Source organism: Thiorhodococcus mannitoliphagus, from assembly GCF_010915725.1.
GTDB classification, from domain to species: Bacteria; Pseudomonadota; Gammaproteobacteria; order Chromatiales; family Chromatiaceae; genus Thiorhodococcus; species Thiorhodococcus mannitoliphagus.
The window spans coordinates 1-18699 of the sequence record NZ_JAAIJR010000070.1; the positions used below are offsets into that span (position 1 = coordinate 1).

Here is an 18699-nt window from a genome sequence, read left to right on the forward strand (position 1 = left end):
CACCAATCGAAAGCGGCTTTTTCAGAGAGTGTACCTCGGCCTGCACGGATACGCCCTTTTCGGCTAGTCGATGCTTACAAATCAGTCGCTTAAGTCTCATTTACTCAGCATCATTTCGAAGCTTCTGTGTTCGGATAATTCGAGTCTAAGCACTTGTTATAAAATAATTTTCTCGATCACCTGAATTCCGGGAGAGTCGATTATCGTACCTAAGATACTATCTTATTTAGAATTTTAATGATTTAAGTATTTTCTGTTCCGGATATCCTCTTAGTGAATTCAGTAGAAGTACTTACCGAACATTTTTCTCAGCTCCAGGATTCTCGCGTTGAGCGTAACAAGCAGTATCCTTTGATGGAAATCCTGCTCGTAGCGATCTCGGGGATACTCAGCGGAGCAGAAGGCTAGGAGGCGATGGAGGAGTTCGGTGAAGCGAAGCTCGGTTGGTTGCGTAAGTTTGAGCCGTTTGCCAACGGCGTGCCGACCCACGATCGCATTACCGAAGTGATCTCGCGACTGAACCCGAAGACATTTCAGGCGTGCTTTTGCAGTTGGACGCGTGCGGTGGCTAACGTCACCGATGGCGAAGTCGCCATCGCGCGGGGTGTTGCCCCAGCTTTGCACGCGATACGGCTTGAGATCGACCTCACGTAAGAAGCGTTCGATGGAGTGCGCGGAGATGCCGTCGACGATCCCGTGCGCCTTGGCCTCTTCGGCCAAGTCCCCATGGGTCCAGCGCCGCAGCTTCACCCTCTCGCGTACCGCAGGCTCGCACAGCAGAGCGATGATGGCGCAGATCTGCTCGGGGGTGTACCTGAACGCGCGTGATCGCTCAGACGCTCGAGCACCGGGTGATCCGCGCGCTTGCGCGAGCGTCGGACCAACGAGCGACTGATCTGCAACATGGCGGCCGTTTTGTGCGGCACCCTTGCCAGTGTCGGCGGCGAGAACGATTCAGGCTCGGGTCGCCAGTTGCTGGGCTGCGGTGTGCTGCCGCACCAACGCCTCCAACTGGGTACGTTCTGCGTCGGAGAGGGAAACGGGAACCGGGGTGCAGCGTGGCATCAACTCATCAGCGAAACTCAAGACAGATGAGTAGGATGACATCGGTCGCCAAGAGACAGTGCTAAGTATAGATGTTTCATTTAACATGAGGAAACCTGGAGCGCTTCATTAACATAAATAACTGATTTTAAATCACTTTAAATTTTAAAGGAGATTCTAGCGTTTCCATGACAGATGAAATATCTATACTTCATTAGAATTTTTTGTAGAGACTAATTTCTTTTAATTTAAGGCGTATTTATTGTAAGTAATTAATATTATAGGCTTCAACAAAGCTCGAATTGATTTGTATTGCATTTATTCCCCATTCCTGATTCTAATGAGGTGCTTAGGAGTTTTGCTCGGGGCCATTAGAGGTGTCCCGTCAAGGTTCGAAAATGACCAAAGCTGAGTGGCGCTGATTGATTGAAAATGCTGTTGCGGTGTTTACCAATGACCGATGTGCGATTGATCCTAGATGTCGATGCGATTTGCTATCCTCTTACGGGGATTGGTCGTTACACCTATGAGTTGTGGCAAGGGCTTTCTGGGTGTGCGCAGGTATCGTCTGTTCGTCTTTTAGCGAAGGGGCAATGGACTGGCCTAGATGATCCGTTAGCCGGGTCGTCATCTGTTACCGGGATGACTCTTGGCGGGGCTTGGCTGGATGGCGTGCGCGGCACCCTTGCATCCATACCTGGGCTTATCTTCGCCTATCGCGAACTTAAATCGGGTATTACACGAAAGCGGCTGCGGCCATTTGCTGATCACATCTATCATGGGCCGAACTACTTCCTCCCTGACTTTGATGGTAGTTCGGTAGCTACCATTCATGATCTCTCTGTAATGCGCTATCCCGATTTCCATCCATCGGAGCGAGTTACCCTGTTTGAGTTAGAGCTGCCTAGGACTCTTGCTAGAGCCACTCATATTATTACTGATTCCGAGTTCGTGCGGCAGGAAGTTATTGAGCATTTTAATTGGTCGCCTGCAAGAGTTTCTGCGATTCCGCTGGGCGTAGGTAAGTCTTATTACCCTCGTGCGCCGAATGAAATCGCCGCCTGCCTTCAAACTTACGGTTTGACGACTGATCGCTATTGTCTGTGCGTTGCAACGATGGAGCCTCGGAAGAATATCGCAGGCCTGCTTGAAGCGCATGCAGCGTTGCCGGCTAGCTTGCGCTTGCGCTTTCCACTTGTACTCGTTGGTTCACGTGGGTGGAACAGCAAGTGTATCCATGAGCAGGTTGAAGCTTATAAAACCAAAGGGTCCGTTCGATACCTCGGTTACGTTGACCAGTCCGAACTCCCTTTGCTCCTTGCGGGCGCGCGGCTGTTCGTTTTCCCGTCCTTTTATGAAGGTTTCGGTTTGCCACCGCTTGAGGCGATGGCTAGCGGTATTCCGGTGGTTACCTCGACATGCCCTACGCTTTCTGAAGTGGTGCAGGGCGTCGCGCTTCAGGTTGACGCGGAGGATACTGACGCCTTAACTCATGCTATTTGGAAGGGTCTAGAAGATGAGGAGTGGCGTCGGGCGTCGCGGGACGCCGGGTTGCGGCGCGCGGCATTATATACATGGGATCTCTGTGTTGAGCGCACGTTGGAAGTTTATAGGCGTGTGTCGAGTTGACGCTATCTGAATCACCGGGGTTAAGCAAGTTGGCTAAAACATTATCGAAAGTAGTTGAATGCTGGGCGGCTTGGCTTTCCTGGCCTAGGGTGGTCGACAGGATAAGTGTATCTGACTCGATGGGGGCAGACTCAGCTGCCCCTGGGCTGCCTTCCGCGATTGCCTACGCGATGGCAATCCTTGTTGCGTCGCTCTTCTCTTATTACCTGTTTTCCTTCGATTTCCTGTTTGGTCATGCGCGAATTTTCGAGAAAGGCGACTTTTCTCAACACCTTTCCGGTTGGCAATTCTATCGTGACGATGTTTGGCATTTCCCATTATTGAAAACTGAGCGTCTGAACGCTCCTGATGGTGTGTCAATTGCTTTCACTGATAGTATTCCACTCTTGGCGTTTTCATTCAAACTGCTTGCATCTTGGATGCCGGACGATATTCAATACTTCGGTTTTTGGCATGTGCTTGTCATTTTTATGCAAGCTATTGGTGGTGTTTTTCTGATTCGCTCCTTGGGCTGTCGTCAATGGTATGCGGCTCTGGCCGGTATCTCACTGGCCCTGATAGCGCCGATCTTGCCTTGGCGCTTAGGCCACTCGGCTTTGATGGGGCACGGCCTAGTGCTCTTCGCGCTCGGTTTTTACTTTCGGGGCATCCGCGGTCTATGGACGCGCGAGCGCTCAGCCCGATTGCTAGCCGCGAATGCGCTGCTGGGTTTGCTGGTGCACCCTTACTGGCTGGCGCTGTGTTTCGGGGTCTTTCTGGCCTTTTTGGTAGATGACGCGCGTACGGGGGGCAATTTGCGGACAGAGGTCTGGCGTCTGCTTGTCACTTTGGTGATGCTGCTGGTCATCGTCTTCGTGTTTGGCTATACGGGAAGCGGCATGCACGCGGGTGGGTTTGGGCTCTATTCGATGAACCTGCTTGCTCCTGTCTGTGGGGGGCGGTTGACGCCTTGTTGGGTAGATGCAACGGGAGGGCAATACGAGGGGTTTAATTATCTTGGTGCGGGTGTGCTGCTGTTGGGCGTGATAGCAACGTTTATGCTGATTCGCGACCGTCGCACCATGATACGGGTGATCAGTCGCCGATATCTGGGGCTGATGATCTGCGCTCTGGTTTACGCACTCTACTCTCTATCGAGCCGCGTTTATTTCGGGCCTTATCTGCTGTTCGATCTCCCGCTTCCGGACTTTTTGGTCTGGGCTACGGGGGTGTTTCGCGCCAGCGGGCGTTTCTTTTGGCTGGTGGGTTATCTGTTGACCTTTGTTGCCCTAGCTATGGTGCTCAAGCGGCTAAATGGGCGTTGGGCGATTTTGATGTTGCTCGTTGTCATACCCTTGCAGTGGTGGGATATTCAACCTCATTGGCAGCGCTTGGTGGAGAAGATAAGGGAGCCAGCGCAGGGCGATCTTTGGCGCTGGGAGACGCTGCTAGAGGGGGTCGAACGGATCAATCTTCATCCCGCGTTCGGCTGTCAAGAGGGCCGTATTGATCAATACTTCTTCTTCCAGCGCTTGGCTGCTCACTTCGGCTTGACGCTTGATAGCGGTTACATCGCACGGCCTAACATTGATTGCGTCGGCAAAGGGGCGAAATTCTCACGCCCGTTCGAGGCGGGTCGCCTCTATGTCTTGGCTGCCCCTTTCTTCAGTCGACTTCCATGGGCTATCCCTGATGGGTTTACGGAATCGCTTGCGCGCGGTGAGTGTGCACAATGGCGCGAGGCTCTGATGTGCAAGCCTGGCATGACGCCCACCGACTGGTCGAGAATTTCCTTGAAACTGCGTTCGACGCAGCGCTATTTGCCAGCGGGTCGGCTAGAGTGGCAAGCTGATAATCTCTCGACAAACATCGGAGTGCTCGTTGAAGGAGAGTTACGGCCGGAGAAGCCCGAGGCACATGATTTCCTCAGCTTTGGTCCGTATGTGGCGCTGCCGGCGGGGTACTATCGCGCCCAGTTAGATTACCGTAGCGAGTTGCCCATCGACCAATCCGCAGGGGCTTGGGATGCGGTGGCTGCACCCATTGATGGAGGTCGCCGCCGGATATACGCTGAGGGGGCTCTCATGGGCACGGCCGGCCGTCGCAGCTCGCTGTTGGTCGACTTCGATGTTCTCGACGGCGATGGCCCGCTTGAGGTCCGAACTATCTATCCTGGCCGCGGCGATCTGAGCATCATCGGTCTGATCGTGGGGCCACGTTGAGTATCCGAGGCGCCGACCATCTTCTGGAGTATCGATGTCAAGCCTGATTTCGCTGGTTGTGCCAGCTTTCAACGAGGTTCTCTCCATACGTCGCAACGTGACGGTCATCCTAGCGGCCACTGATGGCGAGCCTGAAGTCGAGCTTATTTTAGTTGACGATGGCTCCACCGATGGCACGACCGCTGAGATCGTCCGCATCGCAGCGGAGGATCCGCGTATCCGTTCGCTTCATTTTACGCGCAATTTTGGCAAGGAGGCGGCCATCCATGCCGGATTGGCGGAGTCGAAGGGCGATTGCGCGATTGTCTTGGACGCTGACCTGCAGCATCCGCCTGAATTGATCCCGGAGATGATCAGGCATTGGCGCTCAGGATTCGCCGTCGTCGAATGCGTGAAAATCGATCGGGGTAGGGAATCCTGGCTCGCCAAGTCATTTGCGCGCGTATTCTACTGGGTGCTTGGTCGATTCGCCGGCATGGATTTGCGTGACCACAGTGATTTCAAGCTGCTCGACCGTGCTGTGGTCGAGTTCTATCATGCTTTGCCTGAACGCAGGCGCTTCTTTCGCGGCCTCATATACTGGGCCGGTTATCCAACCGCGCGCATCCCCTTTCATGTGGCGGAGCGTGAACTTGGCGTTACACGCTGGAGTCGCCTCAATCTCCTGAGGTACGCTATTGACAACCTGACCAGCTTTTCGAGTGTTCCTTTACATATGATTACCTTCCTTGGCACTGTAACGCTCGCGATCGGAATGCTGATCGGTGTCAGCAGCCTTTATCAGAAGCTCATGGGCGTTGCGCTGGATGGTTTCACGACAGTCAATTTGCTACTGATCATCATCGGCGGATCGCTCATGATAGCGCTGGGCATCATAGGTCACTACGTCGGTCGGCTGTACGATGAGATCAAAGGTCGTCCGCCGTATTTGTTGAAGGCCCCACCACGAGATGCGCAATGAATCAACCCTTGCTGGCCATGATTGCCGTCATCTGTAATGTTGGTGCGCAGTTAGCGATCAAAGAGGCGGGAAGCCTTGTGGAGCGCGGCCCCGGAATTTTGGCATGGATCAATCCTGTGTTGTTCCTGGCCGTGGGTTTGTATGGCGCCAGCTTCCTGTTGACTGTGAAGGTTTTTGCTGTCAATCCGTTAACGCTTGCTGCGCCCATCATGGCCGGAAGCACTTTTGTGCTGGTTGGTGTAGCAGGCGCCTTTCTTCTGGGGGAAGCAGTCAGTGTCAATCGCGTCGTTGGGATGGGCTGCATTCTGGCTGGTATCCTTTTGATAAGCCAGTCTTCGTGAGCCGTCCTGCGTCGTTGTCGATCTTTTCACTCTCGTTCCATCCTGACGCAATAATCGTGATCATGGCTAAACTCTTTAGCGACACGCATCTCATCCAATCGCTGCATACTCGGCTTGAGCAGAGCATGGTTGCGTCTCGTGAGCATTCCATTAAGTCTCATTCCCCGCATGTCCCTAGTTCCGCACCCGCCCCCCACCCTTTCTGGAGACGCTGGACATTGCCGGGGTTTGCAGTGTTGCGGTCCTGGCGCGCGCATGATTACTCCTTGCGCTGGGTGATGCAGCACGTACCCGGAATCCGAGATGTTTACAATCTTGCCGCGACATTACTTACCATCCAGGGTCGCTTACATCGACTGCAACTGGCCATCGAAGAGGCTCAAGCTGTTCTCAAGCGGCTCGACTACGGTGTCCGCGATTACCAACGCCTTATCGAGCGACGGTGCTTGGCACTCGATCGTCGTTGCGATGTAATTCAGATCGACCTGGATTTCGGTCGCCGCGAGATGGAGCTCTTGGAATCAAGGCTCGCATCCAGCCGGCCCGGGGTTTCTCCTGTGTGCGATGCTGACGCGAAGCTTGATGATTGGTGCTTACGCGACGAAGGGAAGCATCAAGGCGCGGGCGGCGATCTTCTCAGCTCCCAGCGTTCCTATCTGCCCTTCATTCGCCAAGCTACGCCCGATCCAGCGGCGGCCGACGTGCTCGACATCGGCTGTGGCTGCGGCGACTGGCTAGCGCTGTTGAAGCAAGAGGGCTTTCGTGCTGTGGGTGTCGACAGCAATCCAGACCGAGTTGCTGCTGCCCGCCGCGCAGGGTTGCAAGTACACGAGGCCGACCTATTCGAGTACCTCAAATCCATTCAAGATCGCGCGCTGGCGGCGATCACCGCCTTTCACGTCGTTCAGAGTCTGCCTGTCGAGAGTTTGCCCGTCCTTTTCGCCGAGGCTCTGCGCGTCCTGCGTCCGGATGGGGTACTCATCCTCGAGACACCGAATCCCGAGAACCTTCAAGTCAGCGGATATAGTTTTTGGCTGGACCCCGCGCATGTCCGACTGCTTCCTCCGCCGCTGCTTCAACATCTGGTCGGGCACGCTGGCTTCATCGAGCAGCGCATCGAGCGCGTCAATCCCTGGCCCCAATATAGGCCCGCCGACCAGGATCGTGATGAGCTTGCCAATCGGCTTAACCGACTGCTTTACTGCGGGCAAAACTATGCCCTGATCGCGCGCGCCTGACTTCCTAATAACTGCGTAAGACCCCTACTCTCGATACCTATGACTGATTCAGTCCGCTCGGGCGCGTTACCGCATGTTCTGCCCGCTCCGCTTCAGACCCGTGTTAAGACCGACGAGATCTTGATATGCCTTATGACCGACCGCTCGGAAGTGGTGTCAGGCGCTTCTAATTGGCTGTCGTCAATCATCGACACTTTGGCGCGGCTTGCTCCATTGCCGGTGCGGCTCGTCCTGCTGCAAGAGGCACCTAAAACCACATTGAACGTGCGAGGTCTACCTTCTCGACTGACCTTGGAGGAAGCCGTGTTGGGTACCGATGAGGCGCTCAATTGGCTCGTGCGCGTCGAGGCCGTTTGTCTGCCGGCTAGCTTGTTGAAGAGCCAAAGTGCCTGGCTCTCCTACCTCGCCGTTCCGGCGCTGATTCGGATCGCGGACGACGCTGGAAGCTGGGCCGGTGGAGGTCTCGCGGTTGCGGGCGCGACTCCATCGGAGCTGGCCTGTCTGCTGCTACTGCTTACCACTGACCCACCGACTCGGCGCCGCGCGCTCGACGGCCAGCGGGTCTGGTCTATTGATCCGCCCATTCGGCGGTGGCGCGTTGAAGGTGTCTTCGATTCGAGCTACAGCCTTGCCATCGTCAATCGCCGGCTCGCGATGGCCCTTGAGGACAGTGGGGAGCCTGCCGAGCAGGTCGCGCTCTTGACCTACGAGCAGGGCGACGACCCGAAGCCCAATTTCGCGGCCGTCGAGGATCCGCTCCGTCTGCGCGCCATGTGGGAACTCAGTCGTGATCCTCGTGCTCCGAGCGTGGCGCTACGCAATGCTTGGCCGCCACGCGTGCGTGACATGCGCGGCGAGCGGCGTGTTCTTGCCAACTATGCCTGGGAGGAGACCGGATTCCCCGAAGCTGAAGCCCAGGACTTCAATCGGGTGCTCGATCTCATTACCGTCGTCTCCAATCAGACCGCGCGTTTTCTTCAAGATGCAGGGGTCGAAGTGCCCATCGCTGTTGTCGGCAATGGCTTCGAGCATCTGTTGGAGGTCGAGCCGGAGCCGCTTCCTCGGGCGTTGCCTGAGGGCTTTCGCTTCTTGCACATTTCCTCGTGCTTTCCTCGTAAGGGTGTTGACATCCTCTTGGAAGCCTATGGCCGCGCCTTTCGGGCCTTCCATGGCGTCGTGCTCATCATCAAGACCTTCCCTAATCCCCACAACGACATCCTTGAGCAGCTCGATCGCTATCGAGCGGCGGATCCAGGATACCCCAAGGTCGAGGTTGTCCTGGATGACTGGACGACTGGCCAGATCGGCGGACTCTATGAGGCATGTCAAGTGCTCGTCGCGCCAAGCCGGGGCGAGGGTTTTGGGCTGCCTATCGCTGAGGCCATGCTGCACAGCCTGCCGGTCATCGTTACCGGATGGGGTGGACATTTGGACTTCTGCGACACCGATACAACATGGCTCATCGACTACCGTCTGGCGCGCGCGCGCACGCACCTGGCGATCCCCGATTCGCTTTGGGCTGAGCCCGACCCCAATCATCTGAGTCAGCTCATGCGCGAACTCTTTGTTTCAACCTCAGAGCAGCGCCAGCCCCGGGTGGAGCGGGCGCGCCGGCGTGTGCAGGAGCGCTACGGCTGGTCGCGCGTCGCCCGGCTCACGCGTGACGCTTTGGCCCGTGTCGACGCCCAGCCCGGCCCACGACCACCTGTTCGGGTAGGTTGGTTGAGTACCTGGGGTTCGCGCTGCGGTATCGCTGCCTACTCTGCCCATCTGACGAGTGCTTTCGAGTCCGAGTCACTCATCATCATGGCCCCCAAGAACGAGCGAGCAGAGCATTCAGATGCTGCCAACGTCCAGCGTCTTTGGCGCTTAGGCAATGATGACCTTGCGGCCGTCCTGGCTCAGGCGCGTCGCGCGTGCTTGGACGTGCTCGTCATCCAGTATCACTGGGGCTTCTTTGACCCGTTAGCGTTGGCCAAGCTATGCGAGTCCCTGCGCCGGCACGCCATTCGGGTCGTGGTGGATCTGCACAACACCTGCGGCGCCCCCCCTCAGGTTGCTCAGTCCACCTTCTTGGGCCCCTTGAATCGCGTCGCCCGAATTCTCGTTCATACGGTAGACGACGTGGCTCGTCTCAAAGACTGGGGACTGTCGGCGAACGTCACGCTGCTGCCCCTCTGTGTCTACGATATTCCCCGACCCAGCATCGACGAAAGGCTCGCCTGGCGCGACGCCAGTGGTTTGAAAGGTGCGCGAGTGCTTGCCACCTATGGTTATCTGATGCCGCACAAGGGATTGAGTCAGATGGTCGAGGCGCTTCCTGAACTCATCGCGATGCACCCGAAGCTGCACTTGCTGATGATTAACGCCTGGTACTCGGCTGCGGCTTCTGATGCCGAGCTGCAACTCCTGCGCGAGCGTATTGATGCGCTAGGGTTAAGCGAGCATGTCACGATTGAGGTCGACTATCTCTCAGAGGCTGATTGCATCGCGCGACTCGCCTTGGCCGATCTCATCGTTTTTCCGTATCAGCACACCCAAGAGTCCTCCTCTGCGGCCGTGCGTATGGCAATCTCCGCCGAGCGCCCCATTGCCGTCACGCCCCTGGAATTCTTCGAGGATGTCGCTGAGGTCGTGCTCCGTCTTCCGGGCAGCACGCCCACCGATCTTGCTGAGGGGCTCAATCAGATGCTTTCGCGTCTTGCTTCCCCCGCCTTCGAGCGAGAAACCACGGAGCGCGTGCGTGACTTCGCCGAACGCCATCGCTCCAGCCGCCGCTCGCGCCAGCTCAAGGGGATGTTGATCGGTATCCTCAGTCAACTGGAGCGGCGCGCATGAGTGCAAGAAACCAGTCAGACGTCTTGATGAGTTCTCTGCCGGTGGTCATGCTGCGCGAACTCTGGGCGTATCGCGGCTTCGTGCTCGCCAGCGTTCACCGAGAGTTACGTGCCCGCTACATGGGTAGTCAGTTCGGGCTGGCTTGGGCCGTCATCCATCCCTTCGCGCTCATCCTGCTGTACACGTTAGTTTTTTCCAACTTAATGCGGCCCACGCTTGCTGGTCATGATCAGCCAATCGCATACAGCATTTACCTTTGTGCCGGGCTACTTACCTGGACGTTTTTCAGTGAGTTGCTAGGGCGCTCGGTCGGGATCTTCGTCAACAATGCAAACCTGCTCAAGAAGGTCAGCTTTCCGAAGCTCACACTCCCGCTGATCTCCATCTTCTCGAGTTTGCTCCACTACTGCATCATCATGGCGCTTTTCTTGACCTTCCTCATGCTGATTGCTAAGTTTCCGGGTTGGGTCACGCTCGCTGCGCTCCCGGTGATCATCATTCTCGTCGCTTTTACCATCGGGCTCGGGATTCTCGCCGGCACCATCAACGTCTTCTACCGCGATATCGAGCAGTTCACCGTCCTCATCCTCCAGTTCTGGTTCTGGTTTACACCCATCGTCTATGTGCGCGCCATCCTGCCTGAGTGGCTCTCTGATCTTCTCGGTTGGAATCCCGTACTGCCCATCGTTGCCGCCATGCAAGCGATTTTTCTAGATCACCGCGCACCTGAATGGTCGACGCTACTGTATCCGGCGACGCTTGCTATGCTGCTGCTGGGTTTGGGGTTTCTTGTCTATCTGCGTCTAGCAGGCGAGATTGTTGACGAGCTGTAGCGGAGATTCTGCCAATGGTGATTGGCGCGCGCTTGATGTCTAGTGCAACAGAGTGGAAATCCCGAGACTGTTTAATCATTCATGCCGCGAGTGGCTTTCCCTCATAGGTCCAGCGGAAGGGCTTGGCCAACGTGCGATTGAAGAAGTCGATGAAATCGCTAATTAGACCACAAGGCAAGCATCAGGGGCGGCGCTAATCGATCTTTGCTTGGATGGTTGAGGGGCTCGAGCCAATCCGTTGCGACAAGTCAATCTTCTCGCGGGATTAGGTTGAGGTGTCATACTATCTGCCTGTCCGCTCGGCTTTGGTCATTTTGGCGTTCTCGTTAGGGGGCGAGGTCCCTGAAGCTTGATTTCATGAGGGCAAGAAATTTAACGGGTCAGGAAGCCAGAACGCTGAAAGTTGGCCCCAGGCTAATTTCTTGGCATGCCGCAAGTCACTGAACTTAAAGGTATTGCTGGCCGGGAAAAAAGGCCAAAGTCGAGATACTCTCTAGCGCGTCTTGCGCAAGTCGCCCTGAGCGTTGTGCGACACTCGCCCCATTACTCCTCATCTGACACGAAAAGTGTTAATTGAGCCTACGTCCTTACTCCCCGTCGAGGATTGAGTCATGTTCAAGAATCTCCAGCCGCTGAAGCGCAGCCTACACAGTGAAATGCGCTTATCACACAAGCAGCCCTATCATTTCGCTTCGGATCTGACTCTGGCTCCAATCACCGCGGGTGAGGCGGCAATGCTTGCTCGCGAGTATACAATTGTCTTCTCCCTCGAAGATCAAGCTCCGCCGATCGTCCTGCTCGGCGTTCGCAAGCGTGTCAATGCCTACATCGGGCCTTCAGGAACATGGCTGGCGCGATACGTGCCCGCTCATGTGCGCCGTTATCCTTTCATGCTGGCAGAGGGACCTGCGCCTAGAGCCGATGGATTGGACGAGCGTCAGTTCACCCTACTGTTCGATGCTGATGCGCCACATCTATCTGGCGCTGCGGGCGAGCGACTCTTCACCCAAGACGGCGAGCCTAGTGCCGCGCTGGACCGCGTGCGCGAGGTCTTGGTCAGCCTTCAGCGGGATCTGGGGAGGACGGTACGGATGGTCGAGCGTCTCCACGCCGCCAACCTTCTTGTCGAGCGCACGCTGATGTTGCGCGGCGCTCCTGAGAAGGGGCTCAAGCTTGAAGGGGTGCGTGTTATTGATACGGATAAACTTGTGGCCTCGTCGGCGGATGTGCTGCAAGACCTGCGTGACTCGGGGGCGCTTATGTTGATCTACGCGCACCTCATCTCGCTGTCGAATCTGCGCGATGGTGCGCTTGCGCGTGGTCCAGCGGCTTCGACCGGTCAGCAGATTGCCGGCGACGTCATCTCTTTCGAGGGCGTTGATTGGGACCAATTGGGCGGAGGTCCTGGGAAGGTGTCAAGCCACTGAAGTGGTCGAGCGCAGTCTCGAGGTTATGGCTTTGGGTGATTTCCCGGAAACAAGAGACTGTCCGCCCCCGATCGCGAGGATGGGGAGCGAAGCCGGCCGGACTCACACTTCGTTCGGGCGCAAATGTTCGGCGGTCGTGACCATGGTTCCAGCTCCGAGCCTTGGCAAGATGGACTGGTTCGCCCGGCCCCGAGGTTGTGCTCAAGCCCCGAACGCGGACGTTGCCTGTCCGAGCTGCGTCCCCGCAGGCGTGCTCCTCCGCTAGGAGCTTGTCGAGTTCAGGGTGAATTGGCTGCGGACGCTGGAAAACGACGCAGCTCGACCCGGTTTTCCTTTCCATAGAGCCCGTGATGCGCCTCAAGACCGGAACAAACTGGTCTCGCTCTCCCGCTTCCCTGCGGCGATCTTCTAAGCTCGGCGGGGCGCCGCTCCCACGAAGTCTCACGAGAGAGTTTTTAAACGGCCTCTCAAATGGGGCATGATTGATGCTGTAACTACTTGTAAGATAAATAGAATCCTTGAGGGCGCAAAATGCTTGCGGATGAGTCAAATTTCGATGAAGCGTCAGACCATCCAAGGCTGTCGGCATCGGCATCGGCATCGGCATCGGCATCGGCATCGGCATCGGCATCGGCATCGGCATCCCGATCCCGATGGCATGACTCGTCGGTCTGAAGGGAAGCCTCGCTAGCAAGTGCCCATCAATTGTTGCCCGATGCGAGCGATGCCCCTCGCCCACCCCCTTTGTGAAAGGGGTGTTGATGGACGCTTTCTGAGAGGGTGTAGACGTAAACAACGGGGATAAGCGCTCAAGCAACTGATTTCAAAGTATAAATGAATTTACTGCGGCGCTTGCCGGTGCGTCGCAATAGCTTTATTAATCAGCATCTTAAACTATCTTGTCCACATCCTCTTAGACGCTGTAGAGGAACCGACCATCGAAAAATCAAAAGCTTACTGTTGAAAGGGCCTCTAATATGGTCTTCAAGGCTAGAAAACGTCAAGAAGCAGGCCATCAAAATCAGTTGGTTGCTTCTTGTACAGCGTCTTAGGCGCTGACCGCTGGGACTACTGCCGGGTCCTGATACATCAGGTTTCGGAGCGCGTAGCCTCTTCTGCTAGTGACAGCGGTTCTTCAATGGTGGCCAGGTCTTCGCGCTTACATCTCTCGCGCGCGGCAGCGGGCGCGCCACGACTCTGGAAGGCGTCCCGCCTCTGGGTTTCCGGCTGCCACGCTCATCAGCCATCCAGCAGGCGCGGAGCGGGGCAGGTGACTTCGGCCAGCCGCAAGAGCTTGCGCTGCGTCACAGTTTGAGTCTCTGGGCGCGTGCTCGACCGGGCCCGAGGCGGGTTTGGCACGGGCCTCATGCCAAGGTCAGCGGTTCCCGCTGGCTCTAAAACACTATTATTATCAGTCGCTTAGAAATTATATTTTCGTAAACTCTTAGGGCGAATTTGATTTAAAATCAAAGGCTTATTTGTTTCCTGAACGGGAATAGCTGTGCCAAGGCTAGGGTCTCTCGCTGGCGGCCACCACGCGACCGAATCCTCGGTCTCCTCGCCATCAGTTGCCGGCCTCTGTTGCGTGCGAGCGACATTGTTATTCGTAGAAATGGCAACAAGGGGGCTAAAAAAGTCGGCGTATTTTTGCTAAAATGTCGAAGCCGTTGTAAATTAGCACGGGTGTGGCGATATGTGCATACCGGCTTGTGATTCCGCATGGTTTCGGGGCGGTTTGGAGACGCTTGAATTCCTCGGCCAGGCAAGGCAGTATCCACAATGACCAGTGGACTTATCACGCCAGGCTCGTGCCGGCGAGCACGATTGACAGCGTCGTCTGAGGGAGCCTGTATCGTCATGGCATATCGGTAACGGTAACGCAGGTCGACTTACTTAACGTTGAGGAGTTTTTTGAGCATGGCTACTTCTATCTATGAGAGTCAGGTGTACACGCTGTTTGTTGCCTATTTCGGACGGCCGCCGGCACCAACCGGGCTCGCCTATTACACGGGTCTGATGGACTCGAACGGGGGTGACTGGGCTGTCATCGCCGATGATTTCTTTCTGTCCCAAGAATCGCAAGACCTTTTCGGCGGTCTGTCCGTCGAGGCTCAGGTCAATCAAATCTTCCTGAATACTTTCGGCCGCGATGCCCTGCCGGCCGGCATCAACTATTGGGCGGGTGAAGTGGTGGCGGGGAACATTGCCCTGCCTGAGTTGGCCTACACCATCGCCTACAATGCGGACGCGGCCGATATCGCCGTGCGCGATGCGAAGATCGACACCGCAATGATGTGGGTCGACTCGCTCGACACGACCGATGAACTTCTCGCTTTCACAACCGACTCCGGTCGCCAGGTCGCGCGCGAGTTCCTTGCGACGGTCGATACGGCGGTTCCTGCGAGCCAGGACGCCATTGATATGGCGATGGAGGAGATGGTCGACGGCGGCAGTTCGACGGGGCAGGAAATCTTCCTCACCGAAGTTCGCGACATGGGCGAGGGCTTCACTGGAGGGCCGGGCGAGGACCTCTTCATCGCGGACGTCGTTCAGAATGCAGCGGGTCTTCAGGTCAACACGCTGGGTACCGGTGATCGGCTCGATGGCGGCTCCGGCGATGACACCTTGGAGGCCCAGCTCACCGAAGGTGCCTTTGCCGGCGGCGGCAACATGCCGGTTCAGCCGCGCACGACGAGCATCGAGAGCGTCGAGATCGAGGCATTGAATTCCCATATCAGCGGTAGTGATTTCAGGGATGACGACTGGGTATACCGCACTGAGGTGTATCTCAACGCCAAGGACATGGTCGACGTCGAGCGGATTTCCTCCAATTACTCTGATGCCGACCTGACAGTACAGGATCTGACGACACTCGACAGTCAAGGGAATATGCGTCCTGTGTCGGATATGACCGTGGCCATGGAGTACACAGGCAACCGCGACTCCCATTGGTACGAGTCGAATTTCAATGTGTATTTCGATCAGGACTACCTGAACCCGTCGCTGTCCGTCACTGACGAGACTGTCATCTACGAACTCATGAACGAGGATGGCTACGACGCAGACCCAACGCAGCCGCTGAAGGGTGTCTATGTCGCGCGGCTTGAATTCGACCTGAACGGGAAGACTTACGACCTCGCCGATGGACTGCAGACGCTCTTCCCCGATGAGACTCAAGGCGGCACGGGCGATCAGATTACGACCTATGCCGGGATGGTGGACGGTTTGCAGCAGGCGCTGGCTCTGTTGGTCGCTGCGGAACCAGAAAACGCCGAGCTGGCACGTATCGAGATCCAGACTGCCGGCAACTTCTTCGCCGACATCAGCCCGGTCACGGGGATGCAACGTGTCGGCCAGCAAATCTCCTTCACCATTCCAGGTCTGCAAGAGGATGGTGTAAGTGAGAACACCTTGGTGGTTAGCGAGTTTTTCGCCCAGTTGGACCCCGCCGAGGCGTCCACCTGGCCCAACTCCAACCGCTATGAGCGGGCCGAAGACTTGGATCCAGTGGTCACCCAAGAACTGCGCATCAACGTTGACCTCGAGAAGGTCGGCCGCGCCGCAGACGGTGGTGAGCTTGTCATCGGCAGCATGTCCAAGACGGGCGACAATGTATGGGACGCGGACTACGCCGATAAGGGCATCCAAATCTTCGACGTCACCGTTCACGGCGGCGAGGCCGAGTCAAGCTCGCTTGCGGGTCTGCGCTCGACCAATAACACGCTCGAGGAGGTCTATGTCACGACGGCGGAGGCTGATGCCGACGATCCGGCTAACCTGACCATCGGTAATAGCAACACCGACTGGCTTTGGTGGGACAACGAAGACTTCGAATGGGGAAGCAACAAGGAAGCGCTGAAAGATGTTCGGGTCTTCGACTCCACTGCGTTTCTGGGAGATCTCACCCTCTACGCGGCACTTACCGGCGAAGTGACACCCAAGTACCTCGACCTCCAAGACATCCAGGGAGATCCGGCGGCTGACAATATTTCCTTCAACTATCTGACTGGCGTCGGCAACGACTTCCTTGACATTACGATGTCCGCGGAGAATCTCGCCGATCGCGGTGCCGCCACCCGTGAAGATTTCGACATGGCAACCACGATTGCCACGGGTGATGGTGCCGACGAGGTTCGGTTCGCGTTCATTGATGAGGACAACGACGGGGATTTTGCGAGTGACCTCGCCTTGGCTGACAATTTCGGTCTGGCGAACTGGTACGACAATCAGAAGCTGAACGGGAATGTTCTGATCAACACGGGTGACGGCGAGGACACCATCTGGACCCCGGGCTCCGGTGACATCATCATCCAGGCCGGCGCTGGCGACGATGCCATCTACGTCGACGACTCGGCCGAGGGTGCGACATGGGTCTTCAATACCTTCTCGAAGCTCCCGGTTCACACGGAGCTCGAAAACCTTCAGTCCGATGAAAACGACACCTATCAGATCTACAAGGGGCAGCTGACTGTTGACTACCGTGGCTTCGAAGTCACTGTGGAGGTGCCGAGCACGAATGGCATCACCTCGGATCTTCAGGTCAATCAGGCAATCAAGGCCGCGATCAACGAGGATCCGGTGTTGAACGAGTTGCTGGTGGCCTACGACGGCCCTGCCAACACCTTGGTGGTCGAGGCATTGACGGACTCCAACTTCGGCGGGCTGGTGACGGGTGATAATCCTGGGGTCGTCATTAACCCTGGCGATCTCACTATCACCCTTAGCGCGCCGGATGCGGGTGACCTGAGTGCGCTTGAGGTTAGCAATCTGAATCTCTGGTACGGCAGCAATGCTAGCGCCGCACAGCTGATCGCGACGATGGAGGGCGAGATCGCTGACTTCAACGCCCGAGGTGACTATTCGACGACGTTCGCGACCGATGTAGATGGCGATGACATGCTTGGAATGTTCAGCTACCACACGAGCGACAACACCATCACTCCTGGTACGGGTGACGACGTGGTCGTCTTGGGCACTGGTGCTCAAAGTAACGATACTGTTGTGTACGAGGGCTACAGCAACGGCACAGACAGCATTCTCAACTTCGATACCTCGCCCGACGGTAACATGGTGGAGATTCCGGTCGATCCGAGCGTGAACAGCCCCGAAACTTTCGTGGCGACCTTCGGGGACATTACGCCCACGGGGACCGCGACCCTCGCCTTTGACGGCGTGACCGTTGATCTGACAGACGCCGGCGACACCGCCACCCTGATTCCGGGCGTCGATGTGGCGCAGCAATTCGTTGCCCAATACAACGCTTCTATGGGGACGACCTGGATAGCCGAGTTCGTTGAGGACGGCTCGAATCAGGTGAAGTTCACCTCGACTGACCCGGCTGCGGGTGATCGGGATGATATCCAGGCTGATGACTTTGTGTACGCCAATGCGGACGGGGCTGTCACGATTGGGGAGAACGTGGACGGTACGGACGCCTACGTGCCTGCCACGGCAGCAACCTTAAGTGTTGACCTAAACGGCACTGTGGGCGTTGGTGGTCCGACCAGCGTCGCGATAGCGGATGGTACCTTCACGGTCACTTACTCTCTCGACGGCGGCGCCACGGAAAAGACGATCGACGTTGACTATAAGGCTGGTGACGGTCCGGAGACGTTGTCTGAGAAGCTGGCGGCTGCGCTCGATGCGAGTCCTGACTGGTCGGCCTTTGTCGACTACGAGACGGGGTTGCCCATCGTGCAGGTGACCGCTGCGAAGGCTGGTGATTTTGATGTCCAGACAGATCTGATCGACCTCTCTGCTGCAGCGATTGCCGACGCGGATGCCAACGGTATCCAGGCTACAATCCCGGAATCGACTAACGGCGCCGATCAAAAAGGGACCGCCGCGTGGATTGATACCTATGAGGCCAACGGTCTGGATTACCTCGACTTCAGCAGCTACAACGTTGATGGCATCGTCGTGGACAGCGTGGACGACGATTTCGATGACGCCTTCTTCGCTGGCGATTCGGGTAGCTACGTCCTGCTGACAGAAGACAGCGCCAATCTTGGCTCCTACGAGATGAAGCTCTACGATGACGAGGGCGCACAGGTGGACATCATCGGTGTGGCGGATTTCGGTGCCACTCAGGACTTCGTGGAGCAGAACTTCATCATCGACATCGCCTAGGGGCGCGTTCACCCACCCTGGGTTCGTTCAACCGGCAGGGATGCCGGTCTGACGTACT

Annotated in this window: 11 protein-coding genes; all 11 read left to right on the plus strand. The window is 56.7% G+C overall.

The genetic code is table 11. The features are described from left to right. Positions 1-273: 273 nt before the first annotated feature. The 11 genes from G3480_RS29735 (at position 274) to G3480_RS16175 (ending at position 18641) form a co-directional block, all read left to right on the plus strand. Positions 274-408, plus strand: coding sequence for a transposase family protein (locus G3480_RS29735; protein ID WP_164654921.1), 135 nt, complete (start codon positions 274-276; stop codon positions 406-408). Between the two features lie 6 nt (positions 409-414). Next, entirely contained in the window at positions 415-654 is a 240-nt protein-coding gene (locus G3480_RS29565; RefSeq protein WP_164654922.1) for a transposase family protein, read from the plus strand. An 843-nt stretch (positions 655-1497) separates the two neighbouring features. Then, a complete protein-coding gene (locus G3480_RS16135) occupies positions 1498-2673 on the plus strand; it encodes a glycosyltransferase family 4 protein (protein ID WP_164654923.1) in 1176 nt (391 codons plus the stop codon). Continuing rightward, entirely contained in the window at positions 2670-4874 is a 2205-nt protein-coding gene (locus G3480_RS16140; RefSeq protein WP_164654924.1) for a DUF6311 domain-containing protein, read from the plus strand. The genes G3480_RS16135 and G3480_RS16140 overlap by 4 nt, the downstream gene beginning before the upstream one ends. Positions 4875-4908: 34 nt before the next feature. Beyond that, complete coding sequence (locus G3480_RS16145) at positions 4909-5835, plus strand: glycosyltransferase family 2 protein (protein WP_164654925.1); 927 nt, start codon at positions 4909-4911, stop codon at positions 5833-5835. After that, positions 5832-6176: a hypothetical protein gene (locus G3480_RS16150; protein ID WP_164654926.1), complete on the plus strand. Its 345-nt coding sequence runs from the start codon at positions 5832-5834 to the stop codon at positions 6174-6176. Before G3480_RS16145 ends, G3480_RS16150 begins: the two co-directional genes overlap by 4 nt. A 557-nt stretch (positions 6177-6733) precedes the next feature. Continuing rightward, positions 6734-7414 (plus strand): methyltransferase domain-containing protein, encoded by a 681-nt coding sequence (locus G3480_RS16155; protein WP_164654927.1) that lies wholly within the window; start codon positions 6734-6736, stop codon positions 7412-7414. Positions 7415-7717: 303 nt separating this feature from the next. Further along, on the plus strand, positions 7718-10252 hold the full coding sequence (locus G3480_RS16160) for a glycosyltransferase (RefSeq protein WP_164654928.1): 2535 nt from the start codon (positions 7718-7720) through the stop codon (positions 10250-10252). Next, entirely contained in the window at positions 10249-11085 is an 837-nt protein-coding gene (locus G3480_RS16165; RefSeq protein WP_206171749.1) for an ABC transporter permease, read from the plus strand. The genes G3480_RS16160 and G3480_RS16165 overlap by 4 nt, the downstream gene beginning before the upstream one ends. 611 nt (positions 11086-11696) lie before the next feature. After that, the gene (locus G3480_RS16170; protein ID WP_164654929.1) at positions 11697-12512 is read left to right on the plus strand and encodes a SapC family protein; all 816 of its coding nucleotides are present in this window, start codon (positions 11697-11699) and stop codon (positions 12510-12512) included. Positions 12513-14429: 1917 nt separating this feature from the next. Further along, positions 14430-18641, plus strand: coding sequence for a DUF4214 domain-containing protein (locus tag G3480_RS16175; RefSeq protein ID WP_164654930.1), 4212 nt, complete (start codon positions 14430-14432; stop codon positions 18639-18641). Positions 18642-18699: the final 58 nt, after the last annotated feature.